The sequence below is a fragment of the Streptomyces sp. NPDC034099 genome (genome assembly GCF_055575415.1).
Genome location: NZ_JBVISR010000006.1, coordinates 255,449 through 271,835, shown reverse-complemented (window position 1 = coordinate 271,835; position 16,387 = coordinate 255,449). Strand labels below are relative to the sequence as shown.

Genomic DNA, 16,387 nt, shown 5'->3' with positions numbered 1-16,387 from the left:
CGTCACGCCCCCGGCAATGCGCCCCCGCCCAGGCCGGGAAAGCACCGTCGAGCCTCCGCGAACAGGGACGGGTAGTCGGTGCCGTGGGCTGTCGCGGCGGCGAAGAGGGCGCCGAGCGCGGCGCGCAGCGGGTCCGGGTCGGCGGCCGCGCGGAGGGCGGGCAGGGCCAGGGCCCGGCACAGCGGGGCGCCCCGGCCGACGCCGGGCGGGTCCGGCACGGTGAGGGCGGTGCGGTCGTCGGTGAAGAAGCGGTCCCAGGTCCGCCGGGGTTCGTCGAAGGGCGTCGGCAGGGGCTCCCCGCGGTCCAGCGCGGCCAGCGCGGGCGCGATCCAGTCGACGCCGTCCAGTCCGGCGGCGGTGAAGGCGCGGCGGGCGGCCCACCGGGCGAGGCCGCGCTGGGTGACCGGGCACGCCGCGTCGACGGCGTCGAGCAGGTCCCGGTCCAGCGGCACGAGCCCGCGCGCGACATCGCCGGCCTCCCGCACCCGACGGCTGGGCAGCCGCCCGCCCCAGGACCGGATCTCGGCGCGCTCCCGCTCGCTCGGTTCCCCGGAAACGGGCGACCCCAGGGCGCGCGCATGGCGGTGCCGGTGTGCGGCGCCGCGTGACGTCTGCCGGACGACCCGGTCCGCGGTGGGCGGGGCCGGCCAGAACTGCAGCAGGTACTGGCCGACCGGCGCCGCGGAAGACGCCGCCGCCGCACCGCCGTCCAGGCCGCGTCCGCAGTAGCGCACCCGGTGGTCGGCGGGCGGCAGGGCCACCTCGCACAGCGCGCCGTGACCGCAGGGCAGGACCGCGGTCGAGGCGGTCAGCGGCCGGAAGGACGCCTCCACCACGTCCTCCCAGTGGTCGTCGAGGGGCGGTGCGGCGCCGTGCACCTCGACGGTCAGGGCGACTCTCCCGCCGCTCACGCCCGTGCACAGGAAGAGGCAGCCCGGGACGGCCGCGCCGCACAGGCCGTTGGTCTGTCCGGCGCAGGCGTCCGGGGGCACCGGCCCCCGCGGCTCCCGGCGGCTGTCCACGTGGAACCGCCCGTGGGCGACCGGAAGTTCACCCCTGTACACCGTCCGCATCCGCACGGCCCCGTCCCCCTCGCATCCGGTACTTCGAGGCCACCAGTATGCGGAGGGGGTCTGACAACGGTCCTGACACTGTGCGGAGACGGGACGCGTGACGCCCTCGGGGACGCCGGTCAGCAGGCCCCGGGCACGTCCTCCGTGACGCCGTTCAGCGGGGAGGACGGGTCACTGCCGTACGGGCGGGTGAAGGCCTCCATGCCGTGCCCGGACGGGTCGGTGAAGTACACGCCCCGGCCGCCGTCGTTGCGGTTGATCCGGCGCGGATACCGGCCGCGCGGGTCGGCCTGGATGGGGACCCCGCCCTCGACGAGCCGGGCGAGGACGGCGTCGAACTCGTCCTCGGAGACGAGGAACGCGTAGTGCTGCGTGACGATGTCGGTCTCGACGGTGGCGAAATCGAGGGTGACGCCGTTGGCGGTCGTCACGGGCAGGAACATTCCGGCCGGTTCGCCGACCTCGAGACCGAGGACTCCGGCGAGGAAACGGGCGGACTTCTCCCGGTCGCGGGAGAGAACGATGGTGTGGTTGAACTCGACTGACACGGGTCAATGCCTCCACGGGCATCTCCGCGGCGCCTCCATGCCTCACCCGGACGGTGACCGACACGCGATGCCGCGTGGAGATCATATGTCCCGGAGCCGCTTCCCGGCTCCCCATTTGACCGACCCCGATCCGACCCCGATCCAACCCCCACCCGTCCCTGATATGTGTCAGGAATCGCAGCGCCGCACGGTGGAGGAGCAGCGGCAGACCCTCGACGAGCTGACCCGGACCCGGCTCGCGGTCGGCTCGATGGAGAAGATGATGCGCGAGATCGAGTAGCCGCCGCCGACGGACGACGCCGCACGGGTACGGCCGGGAGCGGCAACTCCCGGCCGTACCGCGGCGGACGGTTCTGGTGGCCGGGCGCCCTGTTCCGGCGCCCGGCGGGGCAGGAGGCGCCGTCCGTCAGCCCGCCTGGGAGCTGTCCTTCAGCGCCCCCCAGCCGTGCCAGCGCTCCACCTCGATCCAGGCGCTGACCCGGGGCCGCTCCCGGTTCGGGTACGGGTTGCCCGTGTAGTGCCGGGAGAGGCGGTCGATGCCGGAGAGGTCCTCGTCGTCGCGCATCTCGGCGACGCGGCCGATGAGGGTGACGTGGGTGTACCAGTCGTCGCCCGCGAGGACGGTGAGGGTGACGCGCGGGTCGCGGCGCAGGTGTCCCAGGCGCACGCGGCCCGCGTCGAGGTTGATCAGCACGCGGCCGTCGTCGTCCCACACGTACCAGGTGGGCGTGGTGACGGGGGCACCGTCCTGGCGGAGGGTGGCCATGACGCACGGATTGGGGCGGCGCAGCAGTGCGACGGCCTCGGGCGGCAGCGGCGGCTTGGACATGCGGACTCCTCGCGATTCGGTGTGGTCCGGCACCGGGTCCGGTCGCCGGTGCCGGGGTGGTCTCGTGCACCCGGTACCCCGGGTGGGCTCAGTCGGTCGCCTTCTCCACGAAACTGGCGAAGTAGGCCGCCGCCATGTCCTCGTCGCCGTGCCCCTGGGCGGCGGCCCGGGCGAAGCGTTCCGCGCCGGCCGCGGCGAGGTCCAGCCGGACGCCGTTCGCCTCGCCGGCCTCGACGATCAGCCGGGCGTCCTTCTCGGCGGTGGAGACCGCGAACTGGGCCGGTGTCAGCGCGCCCTCGCGGATCAGACCGGCCTTGGCGCGCAGGTAGCCCATGTCGAGCGGGCCGCCGGCGATGGCGTCGAAGAAGCCGTCCGGGTCCACGCCCAGCGCCTTGGCGAGCGCCAGGACCTCGCCGACCGCGTTGGTGGCGGCGAGGACCCAGCTGTTGGCCACCAGCTTCAGCCGGGTCGCGGTGCCGGCCGCGCCGTCCTCGCCGGTCCACACGGTGCGCGAGCCGACGGCGTCGAACACGGGCGCCACGGTGTCCCGTGCCGCGCCGGGACCGGCCGCCAGCACCAGCAGCTGACCGGCCTCGGCGGGCTGCCGGGTGCCGAGGACGGGGGCGTCGAAGAACACGAGGCCGTGCTCGTGGGCGAAGGCGGCCAGGTCGGCGACCGCGTCGACGCCCGCGGTGGTGGACTGCGCCCACACGGTGCCGGGGCTCAGCCCGGGCGCGGCCCGCCGCATGACGTCGAGGGCGGCCGGACCGTCGTAGAGCATCGTGAGGACGACGTCGGCGCCCCGTACCGCCTCGTCCGGGCTGTCCGCGACGTGCGCGCCGTCGGCGGCCAGCGGCTCGGCCTTGTCCCGGCTGCGGTTCCAGACGCGGACGGTGTGTCCGGCGCGGGCGAGGTTGCGGGCCATCGCGGCACCCATGATGCCGGTGCCCAGGACGCTCACGGTGAGCTGGTCGGTCATGACGTCGCCTTCTGACTCGTACGGTCGTGCCGGGGGCCAGCCTGCCACCGGACGCGGGTCCCCGCGCGTCCGCGCGGACCCGTCCCGTACGGTACGGCCGTGAACGCCTTCACCGACGACATCGACAGCAACGGCGAGACCGTCCCCGGCCGTTACGGCCCCTCCGCCACCACCGAGGCCGACCCGCGGGAGGTGGGCCGGGTGCGGACCGAGTACGCTCCCGCGCACGACGGCGATCCCGATCCCGGCGAGATCGTCTGGACGTGGGTGCCCTACGAGGAGGCGGACGGCCGGGGCAAGGACCGGCCGGTGCTGGTGGTGGCCCGGGAGGCGGCCGGGACGGTGCTGGCGGTGCAGCTCTCCAGCAAGCGGCACGACGGCGACCGCGAGTGGGTGCCGATCGGGAGCGGGCCGTGGGACCGCTCGGGGCGCGACTCCTGGGTCGACGTGGACCGGGTGCTGCGCCTGCACGACGCGGGGATGCGCCGCGAGGCGTGCGCCCTGGACCGGATGCGGTTCAACCTCGTACGGCAGCGGCTGCGGGAGCGCTACGGCTGGAGCTGACCGGGACCGCCCGCCCCCTCCGGGAAAGCGCGTTCGAACGCCGCCCGGACGGTGGCGCCCGGGGTGCGGTCCAGGATGCCGAACGCCACCCGTTCGAAGGCACCGGCGAACCGTCCGCCGGGTCCGAGCAGTGACCGGAAGGCGCCCGCCACCTGGGCGGGGTCGTTGCGGAACACGCCGCAGCCCCAGGCGCCGAGCACCAGCCGCCGGTACCCGTGGGCCACGGCCGTCTCCAGCACCCGCTCGGCGCGCGCGGTGAGGGCGGCGGGCAGGTCGGCGGCGCGCTCCGGGGCCGTGCGCAGCACCACGCCCGCGTTGGGCGCGGCGGAGGTCAGGAACCCGGCCGTGACCGGCTCGTCCAGCAGGCGGCCCCGGTCGTCGCGGAAGACGGGCACGCCGGGCGAGTGGACGACACGGTCCGTGTAGAACGGGTCGCGGTGGGCGCGGTGGTGGTCGTAGAACTCGCGCGCCCGCAGCAGGCAGGTGTACAGGGCGGAGGCCCGGCACAGGGCCTCCTCCTGGGCCTGGGCGCCGTTGAGGTAACCGCCGCCCGGATTGCGCGCGGAGGCGAAGTTGAGCACGGCGACGTCGCCGCCGAGCCGCCGGGCGGCCTCCAGGCTGCTCTCGCCGGTGACCTCGAAGACCGCGCTCACCCGGGCCGGGACGGACACCTCGACGGGCCCGGGACCGTACATCCGCGTGCCCTCCCCGGCCGCCCCGATCGCCGCCGCGAGGGACACCTCGCGCCCGTCGGACGCGCGGTAGGACCCGGCCGCGACGATCTGCTCCGTCTGCTGTGCGATGCCCCGCAGGCGCGCGCTCACGGCGCCACCCCCGTGGACGCCGTGACCGCGCGCGGCGCGGTCTCCCCCGTCGTGCTCATGCGGGAATCCTGGGTGATGCTGGGGATGCGGTGCAACGGAGTTTCCCGACCGGTGAACGAGGTGGAAAGCCCTCGCCAACGGGCGGATCACGGAGATTACCGAGCGGGAACGTCCCGAAATGCATCCTTGTGCGGAGCGGCACGAGGGTCTTGGGTGGGACGAGTGTGCCGGCCCGGCCCACCGCAGAGGGGCCGGCGGCATGGTGGAATCTCAGGAGGATCCCGACATGTCCGATTCGGTTGGTGGCTGTATCCGGCCACGTACCGCTGTGAGTGAGGCCGAGGTCGAGGCGCTGGTCCACGGCATCTGCTTCAAGACCGGTCCGCCCAGGCTCCTCGGCGTCGAGGTGGAATGGCTCGTCCACGAGCTGCGCGCGCCGCGGCTCCCCGTGTCACCCGAACGGCTCCGCGCGATGTACACCGCGCTGCGGGCCGTGCCCCTGAGGTCGGCGCTGAGCGTCGAGCCCGGCGGCCAGCTGGAGCTGAGTTCGCTCCCCGCCGCCTCGCTGGCGGAGTGCGTCCGCTCCGTCTCCGCCGACCTGGACGCCGTCCGTGCCGTACTGCGCGAGGACGGCCTCGCGCTGGTCGGCCTCGGTCACGATCCCTGGCAGGCACCGCGCCGCTACCTGCGGCAGCCGCGCTACGACGCCATGGAGTCCTGCCTCGACCGCACCGGCCCCGGTGGCCGCTTCATGATGTGCTCCTCCGCGTCCGTGCAGGTGTGCGTGGACGCCGGGCACGAGGAACCCGGCCCGGCAGGTCACGTACGCCGGTGGTGGCTGGCCCATCACCTGGGCGCCGTACTGCTGGCCGCGTTCGCCAACTCCCCGCTGTCCGGCGGCCGGCCCACCGGCTGGCGGTCCACCCGGCAGCTGCGGTGGACGCAGATCGGCGCCGGCCGGGCGGGCGGCCCTCCGCTGGACAGCGACCCGCGCGCCGCCTGGTCCCGGCATGTGCTGGACGCCCCGGTGATGTGCGTACGCCGCGACGGCGCTCCCTGGGACGTGCCTGAGGGGCTGACCCTGCGGGAGTGGACCCGCGAACGCGTGCCCCGGCCGCCGACCCGGGAGGACCTGGACTACCACCTCACCACGCTCTTCCCGCCGGTACGGCCGCGCGGCCACCTGGAGCTGCGCATGATCGACGCGCAGCCCGGGGACGACGGCTGGATCGTGCCGCTGGCGGTGACCGCCGCGCTGTTCGACGACCCGGAGGCCACCGAGACCGCCTACCGGGCGGTCAAGCCCCTGGCCGAGCGCACGCTCGGCCTGGCCGCGCCGCACAACCCGCTGTACGAGGACGCGGCCCGTGCCGCGCTGACCGATCCGGAGCTGCGCGAGGCGGCCGTCACCTGCTTCACGGCGGCGCTCGCCGCGCTGCCCCGGCTCGGCGCGGGCACCGAGGTGATCGACGCCGTCGCCGGGTACCGGGAGCGCTACGTCCTCAGGGGCCGCTGCCCCGCCGACGATCTGCTGGACATGCCGGGCGGCGCGGACCGTGGCCCGCACGGGAGGGAGACCTGCTCATGACCGACCCCACCGACAACACCGCCACCGTCACCTCCGGCGAAGGGGCCGTGGACGCCGAGCGGCTGCGTGAGCGGGCCCTGACCACGCTGGTCACCGCCCGCGAGCGCACCACGCTGCTGACCAGCTGCGTGGAGGGCCCCGACCTGACCGCCCAGGTGTCGCCGCTGATGTCCCCGCTGGTGTGGGACCTGGCGCACATCGGCAACCAGGAGGAGCAGTGGCTGCTGCGCGCGGTCGCCGGGCAGGAGGCGATACGCCCGGAGATCGACACGCTGTACGACGCCTTCGAGCATCCCCGCTCCGAGCGACCGAGCCTGCCGCTGCTGTCGCCCGCCGAGGCCCGGCGGTACGCGGCGGACGTGCGCGGGCGGGCGCTGGACGTGCTGGAGCGCACCGCGTTCGACGGGACGCGGCTGACGGAGGCGGGCTTCGCCTTCGGGATGATCGCCCAGCACGAGCAGCAGCACGACGAGACCATGCTGATCACGCACCAGCTGCGCCGGGGCCCGCAGGCGCTGACCGCGCCCGACCCGGACCCGGCGGGGTTGTTCACCGGGCCGGCCGAAGTCCTGGTGCCGGGCGGTCCGTTCACCATGGGCACGTCGACCGAGCCGTGGGCCCTGGACAACGAACGGCCCGCGCACCGGCGCGAGGTGGCGCCGTACTACATCGACACCGTCCCGGTGACCAACGGCGCCTACCGGGCGTTCATCGAGGACGGCGGCTACGACGACCCGCGCTGGTGGGCCCCCGAGGGCTGGGACCACGTCCGCCGGCACTCCCTCACCGCCCCGCTGTTCTGGCGCCGGGACGGCGGGCAGTGGCTGCGGCGCCGCTTCGGGGTGACCGAGGCGGTACCGGCCGACGAGCCGGTGCTGCACGTGTGCTGGTACGAGGCCGACGCGTACGCCCGCTGGGCCGGGCGCCGGCTGCCCACCGAGGCCGAGTGGGAGAAGGCCGCCCGGTACGACCCGGCCGGCGACCGCGCCCTGCGCTATCCGTGGGGCGACGCCGACCCGGGCCCGGAGCACGCCAACCTCGGTCAGCGGCACCTGCGCCCGGCGCCCGCGGGCAGCTACCCGGCCGGTGAGTCGCCGCTCGGCGTACGGCAGTTGATCGGCGACGTCTGGGAGTGGACGTCGAGCGACTTCGCCCCGTACCCGGGCTTCCGGGCGTTCCCGTACCGGGAGTACTCGGAGGTGTTCTTCGGCCCCGAGTACAAGGTGCTGCGCGGCGGTTCCTTCGCCGTGGACGCGGTGGCCTGCCGGGGCACGTTCCGCAACTGGGACTATCCGATCCGGCGGCAGATCTTCTCCGGGTTCCGCACCGCCCGGTCGGCGGAGGCGTCCTGATGTGCCGTCACCTGGCCTACGTGGGCCCCGCGGAGCCGCTCGGCGAGCTCCTGGTGGCGCCGCCGCACGGTCTGTACCGCCAGTCGTGGGCGCCGCGGCACCAGCGGTACGGCACGGTCAACGCCGACGGGTTCGGTGTCGGCTGGTACGCCGAGGGCGACCCGGTGCCGGCCCGGTACCGCCGGGCCGGGCCGATCTGGGCGGACCAGTCCTTCGCCGACCTGGCCCGGGTCGTACGGACCGGCGCGCTGCTGGGCGCCGTACGGGACGCGACGCTGTCCGGCGCCGACGCGGAGGCGGCCGCGGCGCCGTTCGCCGCGGGGACCTGGCTGTTCAGCCACAACGGCGCCGTGGCGGGCTGGCCGGACTCGCTGGCCCCGGTGGCCGCGACGCTGCCGCCCGGTCAGCTGCTGTCGCTGGAGGCGCGCAGCGACTCGGCGCTCGTGTGGGCGCTGGTCCTGGCCCGGCTGCGGGCCGGGGACGACGAGGGCCGGGCACTGGCCGAGACGGTGCTGGAGGTCGCGGCGGCGGCCCCCGCCTCCCGGCTCAACCTGCTCCTCACGAACGGCTCCACCGTCACCGCCACCACCTGGGGCGACACCCTCTGGTACCTCTCCCGTCCGGGCGGCGGCACGGTCGTCGCCTCGGAGCCCTACGACGACGATCCGCACTGGCAGGAGGTCCCCGACCGCTCCCTGCTCGCGGCGAGCGGCACGGACGTGCGGCTCACCCCGCTCAAGGTGCCGGGCGGAACCGCCCCGGCAGACGCTTTCGTCTCTGTGAAGGAGCCCCGCACGTGAGCCAGTTCCGTCTGACCCGGACGCTGCCCGAGGACGCCACGGACGCCGCCCTGCGGGCCGACGTCCTGGCGGGCCTGACGAGCACGCCCAAGTGGCTGCCGCCGAAGTGGTTCTACGACGCGCGGGGCAGCGAGCTGTTCGAGGCGATCACCGCGCTGCCGGAGTACTACCCGACCCGGGCCGAACGGGAGATCCTGGTCGACCGGGCCGGGGAGATCGCGGCGGCGACCGGCGCCCGCACCCTGGTCGAGCTGGGCTCCGGCTCCTCGGAGAAGACGCGCGTGCTGCTCGACGCGCTGACCGAGCGGACCGGGCTGCGCGGCTATGTGCCGGTCGACGTGAGCGAGAGCGCCCTCACCCAGGCCGGGCAGGCGCTGGTCGCCGAGCGTCCGGGTCTCCAGGTGCACGCGCTGATCGCCGACTTCACGGCCGGGCTGACGCTGCCCGACACGCCGGGCCCCCGGCTGGTGGCGTTCCTCGGCGGCACCGTCGGCAACCTGCTGCCCGAGGAGCGCGCCGGGTTCCTGGCCTCCGTCCGCGCCCTGCTCTCCCCGGGCGACAGCCTGTTGCTGGGCACGGACCTGGTCAAGGACGAGGGGGTGCTGGTCCGCGCGTACGACGACGCGGCCGGGGTGACGGCCGAGTTCAACAAGAACGTGCTGTCGGTGGTGAACCGTGAGCTGGAGGCCGACTTCGCGCCCGCGGCGTTCGAGCACGTGGCGCTGTGGAACGCCGAACGGGAGTGGATCGAGATGCGGCTGCGCTCGCGCACCGCGCAGACCGTCAAGGTCCAGGCGCTCGACCTGGCGGTGGACTTCGCGGACGGAGAGGAGCTGCGCACCGAGGTGTCCGCGAAGTTCCGGCGGGAGGGTGTGCGGGCCGAGCTGGCGGCGGCCGGGCTCGACCTGGCCCACTGGTGGACGGACGGCGAGGGCCGTTTCGCCCTGTCGCTGAGCGTGGCGCGCTGAGCGGGCCGTACCGGGCCGGGCGGCGCCGGCCCGGCCGCGGGCCGGTCAGCGCTCGTTGGCGTCCAGCAGTCCGGTGACGCGGTCGGAGGCCTTGCGGGCCTCCGACTCCGCGTCCGCCCCGGTGAGCACCTTCGTCATGTACGCCTTGATCGGGTTGTCCGCCTCGACCGCGCCCCACCGGGGCGTACCGGGGGTCGCCCGGCCCTGCGCGGCGCCCGCCGCCATGGCCTCGATGCCCTCCTCGCCGGAGACCTCCTCGGCGAGCGACTTCTTGTTCGGGACGTAGTTCATGGTGCGGGCCAGGTCGGTGTTCCACTTCTCGCCCGCGAGCGCCTCGATCACGGCGAGGGCGCCCTCCTCCTGGTCGGTGTTCTTCGGCATCACGAGGTCGGAGCCGCCGGTGAAGACGGCGCCGGGCCTGCCGGCGCTCTTGCCGGGCACGGGGAAGAAGCCGATCTTGCCCTCGAGGTCGGGGTTGTCGCGCACGATGGACTGGGCGAGGCCCGGCACGGCGACGATCTGCGCGACCCGTCCCTTCGCGAAGACCCCGGACTGCGGCGGGTGTTCCTCGTCGGCGTCGACCGGGCCGTCGCCCAGGGCCTGCAGTTCGCGGTAGAAGTCCATGCCGCGCAGGGCCGCATCGGAGTCCAGGGCGCCCGTCCAGGTGCCGCCCTCGCCGTCCTGGGTGGCCAGTTCGCCGCCCTCGTCCCAGATGAAGCCGGAGAGCGTGTACCAGTCCTGGCCGGCCAGGTAGATGCCCTGGTCGCCGTCCTTGTCGAGTTTCTCCGTGGCGGTGAGCCACTCCTCGCGGGTGCGGGGCGGCTCGTTGACGCCGGCCTGCTCGAAGAGGTCCTTGCGGTAGATGACGACGCGGTTGGCGGCGTACCAGGGGATGCCGAACTGCTGGGACATCCACTGCCCCGGTTCGGCGAGACCCGGGAGCCAGTCGCGGATGCCCCAGTCGCGCATCGACTCCAGGGTCAGGTTCTGCAGCCGTCCGCCCTCCGCGTACTGCGGGACCTGGGTGTTGCCCACCTCGACGACGTCGGGTCCGTCCGAGCCGTCGGCCTTCAGCGCGGCCTGCACCTTGTCGCCGATCCCGGTCCACTCCTGGATGCGGATGTCCAGGTCGAGGTCGGGGTGGTCGGCCTCGAAGCCCTCGGTGAACCGCTTCAGGAAGTCCTGCGAGGCGCTGTCCTTCATCAGCCACACGGTGACGGTGTGCCGCTCGCTCCCGCCGTCCTGCGAGATCAGGCCGCAGCCGCTGAGCACGGAGGCGGACACACAGACAAGGGCGAGGAGGCGACGTCTCACGAGGGGTCCTTCTGACTGACGAACAGAGGGCGCAGGCAGGCGTGTCCTGCACACGCGAAGGGAGACCCGACGTGGGGGGACGAGCCCGAGGCTCGAACGGGTGTCTGGGATTTTGGTATGGACCATTACAAAGGTCAAGGGGAGGCACCGGGAGGTACCGGACGGTTTCCACCTCCCGGGCCGATCCCTCGCGCTCCGTCCCGACTTGGGGCACGGTGGAGTGACGCAGGGCACACCGCTGCCCGTGGAAGGGAGCACCCGCATGTCGAACCACACCTACCGGGTCACCGAGGTCGTCGGCACCTCTCCCGACGGCGTCGACCAGGCCGTCCGCAACGCCATCACGCGCGCCTCGCAGACCCTGCGCCAGCTGGACTGGTTCGAGGTGACGCAGGTGCGCGGCCAGATCGAGGACGGGCAGGTCGCGCACTGGCAGGTCGGTCTCAAGCTCGGCTTCCGCCTGGAGGAGTCGGACTGACGCCCCCGGAGCCCTCTCGGACGTTCACGTCCCTCAGGTGCGGCCCTCGCGCTCCTGCGCCGTGCGCAGCTCGGCCGACCGGGCCGCCCAGCGTGCCCGGAGCACGGGGAAACCGGCCCGTTCGGCCTCGTCGCAGACCAACTCGTCGTCGTCCACCAGGACCCGGACCTCGCGGGTCCGCGCGAGCCTGCGCAGGATCTCCAGCTTGGTGCGCCGGGCGGGTCTGCGGTCGGCGTCGCCGCGCATGTGCACGGCCCCGTCCGGCAGGCCGTGCGCGGCCAGCCAGTCGAGCGTGTCGCGCCGGCAGCGCTCGGGCCTCCCGGTCAGGTAGACGATCTCGCACTCCTGCGCGCTCTCCCGTACCAGCTCGACGCCTTCGGCGAGCGGCGGATCGTGCGGCGCGGCGGCGAAGAAGGCGTCCCAGTCGCGCGGCCGGCGCTCCAGGAACCGCTGCCGGTGCGCGGTGTCGGCGAGGGTGTTGTCCAGGTCGAACACGGCCACCGGGGGCCTGCTGCTGTCGCTCACCCGCCCCACCCTAGAGCGCGCCGCCGGGAGGCGCGGAGACGCTGCCCGGAACCCGTGCGGCGTGCGGTCGCGGGAATCTGTGCGGCGTGCGGACGTTGAACACCGTGTGACCTCTGTACTCGCCACCACCCGCTTCTCCGTCCTCGACCGCTCCCGCATCCGGGCGGGCCGCACCGCCGGACAGGCGCTGCGCGACACCGTGGAGCTGGCCCGGGAGGCGGAGCGGCTCGGCTACCACCGGTTCTGGGTGGCGGAGCACCACGGTGTGCCCGGGGTGGCCGGATCGGCGCCGACCGTGCTGGCGGCCGCCGTGGCCGGGGCCACGGGCCGCATCCGCGTCGGCACCGGGGGCGTGATGCTGCCCAACCACCGGCCGCTGGTCGTCGCCGAGCAGTTCGGCGTGCTGGAGTCGCTCTTCCCGGGCCGGATCGACATGGGTCTCGGCCGCTCGGTGGGCTTCACCGACGGCGTCCGCAGGGCGCTGGGCCGGGAGAAGGACGACGCCGAGGACTTCGACGCGCAACTGGCCGAGCTGCTCGGCTGGTTCCGGGGCACCTCGCCCACGGGCGTGCACGCGCGCCCCTCGGAGGGGCTGACCGTACCGCCGTTCGTGCTGGCCATGGGCGAGGGCGCGGCCGTCGCCGCCCGGGCCGGCCTGCCGATGGTCATCGGGGACCTGCGCGACCGGGACCGGATGCGCCGCGGCATCGACCGCTACCGCGCCGGGTTCCGCCCCTCCGAGTGGGGCCGGGAGCCGTACGTCGTCGTCTCCGGGACCGTCGCGGTGGCCGCCACGCCCGAGGCGGCCCGGCGGCTCCTGGTCCCGGAGGCGTGGTCCATGGCCCACGCCCGCACGCGCGGCTCCTTCCCGCCGCTGCCCCCGGCCGAGGAGGTGGAGGCCCGGACGATGACCGGGAAGGAACGCGACCTGTACGAGGCCGGTCTCGCCGGCCACGTCGCCGGCACCGAGGAGCAGGTGGCCGACGAGCTGGAGCGGCTGGTGAAGGAGACGGGCGCGCAGGAGGTCCTGGTCACCACCAGCACGTACGACCGCGCCGCGCTGCTCGACTCCTACCGGCGGCTCGCCCGTGTCACCGGTACGGGGCCGCTCGGCACCCCGGCGTAGAATCGCGGGGTTTGTCCCAGCCACCGTACGGAGCCCTCCGCGATGCACAGCCCCCACGACCCGTACGTCCGGGTGCGCGACGCCCGCGAGCACAACCTCGAGGGCGTGGACGTGGACGTCCCCCGGGACGTGGTGGCGGTGTTCACCGGCGTCTCGGGATCGGGGAAGTCGTCACTGGCCTTCGGGACGATCTACGCGGAGGCGCAGCGGCGCTACTTCGAGTCGGTCGCGCCCTACGCCCGCCGGCTGATCCACCAGGTCGGCGCCCCCAAGGTGGGCGAGATCACCGGGCTGCCGCCCGCCGTGTCGCTCCAGCAGCGGCGGGCGACCCCGACGTCCCGCTCCTCGGTGGGGACGGTCACCAACCTCTCCAACTCCCTGCGGATGCTCTTCTCCCGCGCCGGCGACTACCCGCCGGGCGCCGAGCGGCTGGACTCCGACGCCTTCTCGCCGAACACCGCCGCCGGGGCCTGCCCTCAGTGCCACGGGCTCGGCCGGGTGCACCGCACCACCGAGGAGCTGCTGGTCCCGGATCCCTCGCTGTCGATCCGGGACGGTGCGATCGCCGCGTGGCCGGGCGCCTGGCAGGGCAAGAACCTGCGGGACGTCCTGGACGCGCTCGGGTACGACGTGGACCGGCTTTGGCGCGAGCTGCCCGCCGAAGCGCGGGAGTGGATCCTGTTCACCGACGACCAGCCGGTGGTCACGGTGCACCCGGTGCGGGACGCGGACCGCATCCAGCGGCCGTACCAGGGCACGTACATGAGCGCCCGGCGCTATGTGATGAAGACCTTCGCGGACTCGAAGAGCGCCACGCTGCGGGCGAAGGCGGAGCGGTTCCTCACCAGCGCGCCCTGCCCGGTGTGCGGCGGCGGCAGGCTGCGGCCCGAGGCGCTCGCGGTGACCGTCGGCGGCCGCACCGTCGCCGAGCTGGCCGCGCTGCCGCTCACCGAGCTGGCCGCCCTGCTGCCCACCGAGGGCGAGACGGCCAAGGTGCTGACCGAGGACCTGACCTCCCGGATCGCGCCCGTCGTCGAGCTGGGGCTCGGCTATCTGAGCCTGGACCGGCCCACCCCCACCCTGTCGGCGGGGGAACTGCAGCGGCTGCGCCTGGCGACCCAGCTGCGCTCCGGGCTGTTCGGGGTCGTGTACGTCCTCGACGAGCCCTCGGCGGGACTGCACCCGGCGGACACGGAGGCGCTCCTGACGGTCCTTGCGCGGCTGAAGACGGCCGGGAACTCGGTGTTCGTGGTGGAGCACCACCTGGCCGTGATGCGCGGCGCCGACTGGATCGTGGACGTCGGTCCGCGGGCCGGGGAGCACGGCGGGCGGGTGCTGTACAGCGGCCCGGTCGACGGGCTGGCCGAGGTCGCGGAGTCCGCCACCGCCCGTCACCTCTTCCACCGCTCCCCCGCGCCCGTCCGCGAGCCGCGCACCCCGCGCGGCACGGTGACGGTCGGACCGGTGACCCGGCACAACCTGCGCGGGGTGACCGCGCGGTTCCCGCTCGGGGTGCTGACCGCGGTGACCGGTGTGTCCGGCTCCGGGAAGTCGACCCTGGTCGGCGAGATCACCGAGGACCTGGCGGGCGTGGGCCGGCTGGTCTCCGTGGACCAGCGGCCGATCGGCCGCACCCCGCGCTCCAACCTGGCCACGTACACGGGCCTGTTCGACGTGGTGCGCAAGGTCTTCGCCGCCACCGGCCAGGCGCGGGAGCGGGGTTACGGCGTGGGCCGGTTCTCCTTCAACGTGGCGGGAGGGCGCTGCGAGACCTGCCAGGGCGAGGGCTTCGTCAGCGTCGAGCTGCTGTTCCTGCCGAGCACGTACGCACCGTGCCCGGACTGCGGCGGGGCGCGCTACAACCCCGAGACGCTCGAAGTGGCGTACCGGGGACGGAACATCGCCGAGGTGCTGGACCTGACGGTGGAGGGGGCGGCGGAGTTCTTCGCGGACACACCGGCGGTGGCCCGCAGCCTGGCCGCGCTGCTGGACGTCGGCCTGGGGTATCTGCGGCTCGGCCAGCCCGCCACCGAGCTGTCCGGCGGGGAGGCGCAGCGCATCAAGCTGGCGAGCGAGCTGCAGCGCGGGCGTCGCGGCCACACCCTTTACCTGCTCGACGAGCCGACGACCGGTCTGCACCCGGCCGACGTCGAGGTGCTGATGCGCCAGTTGCACGGTCTGGTCGACGCCGGGCACACGGTGGTCGTGGTCGAACACGACATGGATGTGGTCGCGGGCGCCGACCACGTGATCGACCTGGGGCCGGGCGGCGGCGACGCCGGCGGCCGGATCGTGGCCGCCGGGACGCCCGTCGAGGTGGCGGGCGTCGAAGTGAGCGCCACCGCGCCCTATCTGGCCCGGGCCCTGGACGGCGGGAAGCGCCGGTGAAGTCCCTTCACCGGCGCACGGTCCCGCGCTGACGAGGGACGGTCACTCGCGGCCCCGCCGCTCGCCGCCCCGGCCGGTCTCGTCCTCCGTGAAGGACTCGGTCTCGGCCTCGATGCGCTCCTTGCGGACCTGGCCGCGCACCGTCTCGTTCTCCGTGAGCTCCTCCGTGGTCATCCGGACGCGCTCCACCGGCACCGTCTCCATCTCCACGACGGGGCGTTCCGCGTGCAGCGTGACCTCGTGCTCGGCCTCGCTGATCTCCGGCCCGGCCAGGGCCTCGTCACGGTTGGCGTCCGTGATGGGCTCGCGCACCACGCGCACTTCCTCGTGGGTCACCGGAACGGTCTGCTGGACCTCCTCCGTGACCACGTACTTGCGCAGCCTGGCCCGGCCCGACTCGTGCCGTTCGACGCCGACGTGCATCTGCTCCTCGGAGCGGGTCATGGCCTCGTCGCCGCGCATGCCCTCGCGCTCCATGGCGCCCTGGCGTCCGGTCATGCCGCCGGTACCGGCCGCGGCGCGCATGTCCTTGCCGCCGGTCTCGCCGGTCCGGCCGGCCATGCCCGCCGTACCCGCCGCTCCGGCTGCTCCGGCCGCGCCCGCCGTGCCCGGTCCCGCGGCGAAGCGGCCGTCGTCGGTGCGCTCGGCCTCGGACAGCACGCTGTCCCAGTTGATGCCGTAGTAGTCGTAGAGCCGGTGCTCCTCGGTCTCCGACAGATGGCCGCCCGCGTCGACGTCGACAGAGGGCGCGCCCTTGACCTGGTCCTTGCCGTAGGGAACCTCGAGGTGGTCCTGCACCAGCGCGGCGTCGCGGATGGGCACGAAGGACTCGGCGGAGCCGAACATGCCCGTCTTGACGCTCACCCACTCGGGGCGCCCGGTCATGTCGTCGAAGAAGACATGCTTGGCGTCGCCGATCTTGTTGCCGTCCCCGTCGTAGACCGGTTGGTCCAGGACGTTGGCGATCTCTTCACGGGTGATCATCTGCCATCACCCTCCTTTCGAGTGCCTGCCTTCCGGTTGTCCGCATC

At 74.2% G+C, this 16,387-nt stretch carries 16 protein-coding genes; 8 read left to right on the top strand and 8 right to left on the bottom strand.

Features of this window, described 5'->3' with window-relative positions; genetic code table 11:
* Positions 1 to 2 precede the first annotated feature (2 nt).
* From ACZ56V_RS19745 to ACZ56V_RS19730, 4 genes are all read right to left on the bottom strand, one after another.
* Positions 3 to 1,073, bottom strand: coding sequence for a hypothetical protein (locus tag ACZ56V_RS19745; RefSeq protein ID WP_468943823.1), 1,071 nt, complete (start codon positions 1,071 to 1,073; stop codon positions 3 to 5).
* Positions 1,074 to 1,192: 119 nt separating this feature from the next.
* Positions 1,193 to 1,621 (bottom strand): VOC family protein, encoded by a 429-nt coding sequence (locus tag ACZ56V_RS19740; protein ID WP_356370690.1) that lies wholly within the window; start codon positions 1,619 to 1,621, stop codon positions 1,193 to 1,195.
* Between the two features lie 406 nt (positions 1,622 to 2,027).
* Entirely contained in the window at positions 2,028 to 2,450 is a 423-nt protein-coding gene (locus ACZ56V_RS19735; RefSeq protein WP_398916757.1) for a PPOX class F420-dependent oxidoreductase, read from the bottom strand.
* A gap of 88 nt (positions 2,451 to 2,538) precedes the next feature.
* Positions 2,539 to 3,429: an NAD(P)-dependent oxidoreductase gene (locus ACZ56V_RS19730; RefSeq protein WP_398916759.1), complete on the bottom strand. Its 891-nt coding sequence runs from the start codon at positions 3,427 to 3,429 to the stop codon at positions 2,539 to 2,541.
* Positions 3,430 to 3,528: 99 nt separating this feature from the next.
* On the opposite strand from ACZ56V_RS19730, the gene ACZ56V_RS19725 reads away from it, so the two are divergent.
* Positions 3,529 to 3,993, top strand: coding sequence for a type II toxin-antitoxin system PemK/MazF family toxin (locus ACZ56V_RS19725; protein WP_356370672.1), 465 nt, complete (start codon positions 3,529 to 3,531; stop codon positions 3,991 to 3,993).
* On the opposite strand, the gene ACZ56V_RS19720 is transcribed toward ACZ56V_RS19725, so the two are convergent.
* Positions 3,978 to 4,817 (bottom strand): TIGR02452 family protein, encoded by an 840-nt coding sequence (locus ACZ56V_RS19720; RefSeq protein ID WP_398916761.1) that lies wholly within the window; start codon positions 4,815 to 4,817, stop codon positions 3,978 to 3,980. The two genes, ACZ56V_RS19725 and ACZ56V_RS19720, sit on opposite strands and share 16 nt — an antisense overlap.
* A gap of 286 nt (positions 4,818 to 5,103) precedes the next feature.
* Here ACZ56V_RS19720 and egtA point away from each other — a divergent pair, with 286 nt between their 5' ends.
* The 4 genes from egtA to egtD are packed head-to-tail and all read left to right on the top strand — an operon-like array spanning position 5,104 to position 9,525.
* Positions 5,104 to 6,405 carry an ergothioneine biosynthesis glutamate--cysteine ligase EgtA gene (gene egtA, locus ACZ56V_RS19715; RefSeq protein ID WP_468943818.1) on the top strand — a complete coding sequence of 434 codons (1,302 nt, stop codon included), beginning with the start codon at positions 5,104 to 5,106 and terminating at the stop codon, positions 6,403 to 6,405.
* Positions 6,402 to 7,757, top strand: coding sequence for an ergothioneine biosynthesis protein EgtB (gene egtB, locus ACZ56V_RS19710; protein WP_468943815.1), 1,356 nt, complete (start codon positions 6,402 to 6,404; stop codon positions 7,755 to 7,757). The genes egtA and egtB overlap by 4 nt, the downstream gene beginning before the upstream one ends.
* The gene (egtC, locus tag ACZ56V_RS19705; RefSeq protein WP_356370661.1) at positions 7,757 to 8,557 is read left to right on the top strand and encodes an ergothioneine biosynthesis protein EgtC; all 801 of its coding nucleotides are present in this window, start codon (positions 7,757 to 7,759) and stop codon (positions 8,555 to 8,557) included. The genes egtB and egtC overlap by 1 nt, the downstream gene beginning before the upstream one ends.
* Positions 8,554 to 9,525 carry an L-histidine N(alpha)-methyltransferase gene (egtD, locus tag ACZ56V_RS19700; protein ID WP_356370658.1) on the top strand — a complete coding sequence of 324 codons (972 nt, stop codon included), beginning with the start codon at positions 8,554 to 8,556 and terminating at the stop codon, positions 9,523 to 9,525. The genes egtC and egtD overlap by 4 nt, the downstream gene beginning before the upstream one ends.
* A 45-nt stretch (positions 9,526 to 9,570) precedes the next feature.
* On the opposite strand, the gene ACZ56V_RS19695 is transcribed toward egtD, so the two are convergent.
* Positions 9,571 to 10,839: an extracellular solute-binding protein gene (locus ACZ56V_RS19695; RefSeq protein ID WP_468943811.1), complete on the bottom strand. Its 1,269-nt coding sequence runs from the start codon at positions 10,837 to 10,839 to the stop codon at positions 9,571 to 9,573.
* A gap of 262 nt (positions 10,840 to 11,101) precedes the next feature.
* On the opposite strand from ACZ56V_RS19695, the gene ACZ56V_RS19690 reads away from it, so the two are divergent.
* Positions 11,102 to 11,317, top strand: coding sequence for a dodecin (locus tag ACZ56V_RS19690; protein WP_198601909.1), 216 nt, complete (start codon positions 11,102 to 11,104; stop codon positions 11,315 to 11,317).
* Positions 11,318 to 11,350: 33 nt separating this feature from the next.
* Here ACZ56V_RS19690 and ACZ56V_RS19685 read toward each other — a convergent pair whose 3' ends face one another.
* The gene (locus tag ACZ56V_RS19685) at positions 11,351 to 11,842 is read right to left on the bottom strand and encodes a phosphatase domain-containing protein (protein ID WP_398916770.1); all 492 of its coding nucleotides are present in this window, start codon (positions 11,840 to 11,842) and stop codon (positions 11,351 to 11,353) included.
* A 106-nt stretch (positions 11,843 to 11,948) separates the two neighbouring features.
* On the opposite strand from ACZ56V_RS19685, the gene ACZ56V_RS19680 reads away from it, so the two are divergent.
* Positions 11,949 to 12,968, top strand: coding sequence for an LLM class flavin-dependent oxidoreductase (locus ACZ56V_RS19680; protein ID WP_468943807.1), 1,020 nt, complete (start codon positions 11,949 to 11,951; stop codon positions 12,966 to 12,968).
* A gap of 42 nt (positions 12,969 to 13,010) precedes the next feature.
* Complete coding sequence (locus ACZ56V_RS19675; RefSeq protein WP_468943805.1) at positions 13,011 to 15,356, top strand: ATP-binding cassette domain-containing protein; 2,346 nt, start codon at positions 13,011 to 13,013, stop codon at positions 15,354 to 15,356.
* 42 nt (positions 15,357 to 15,398) lie between these two features.
* On the opposite strand, the gene ACZ56V_RS19670 is transcribed toward ACZ56V_RS19675, so the two are convergent.
* Positions 15,399 to 16,340 (bottom strand): DUF2382 domain-containing protein, encoded by a 942-nt coding sequence (locus tag ACZ56V_RS19670; RefSeq protein ID WP_468943802.1) that lies wholly within the window; start codon positions 16,338 to 16,340, stop codon positions 15,399 to 15,401.
* Between the last annotated feature and the right edge of the window lie 47 nt (positions 16,341 to 16,387).

Coding starts and splice junctions, on each gene's coding strand:
- ACZ56V_RS19735 (WP_398916757.1), bottom strand. CDS start 2,450: ATGTCCAAGCCGCCGCTGCCGCCCGAGGCCGTCGCACTGCTGCGCCGC.
- ACZ56V_RS19690 (WP_198601909.1), top strand. CDS start 11,102: ATGTCGAACCACACCTACCGGGTCACCGAGGTCGTCGGCACCTCTCCC.
- egtA (WP_468943818.1), top strand. CDS start 5,104: ATGTCCGATTCGGTTGGTGGCTGTATCCGGCCACGTACCGCTGTGAGT.
- ACZ56V_RS19745 (WP_468943823.1), bottom strand. CDS start 1,073: ATGCGGACGGTGTACAGGGGTGAACTTCCGGTCGCCCACGGGCGGTTC.
- ACZ56V_RS19675 (WP_468943805.1), top strand. CDS start 13,011: ATGCACAGCCCCCACGACCCGTACGTCCGGGTGCGCGACGCCCGCGAG.
- ACZ56V_RS19670 (WP_468943802.1), bottom strand. CDS start 16,340: ATGATCACCCGTGAAGAGATCGCCAACGTCCTGGACCAACCGGTCTAC.
- egtB (WP_468943815.1), top strand. CDS start 6,402: ATGACCGACCCCACCGACAACACCGCCACCGTCACCTCCGGCGAAGGG.
- egtC (WP_356370661.1), top strand. CDS start 7,757: ATGTGCCGTCACCTGGCCTACGTGGGCCCCGCGGAGCCGCTCGGCGAG.
- ACZ56V_RS19730 (WP_398916759.1), bottom strand. CDS start 3,429: ATGACCGACCAGCTCACCGTGAGCGTCCTGGGCACCGGCATCATGGGT.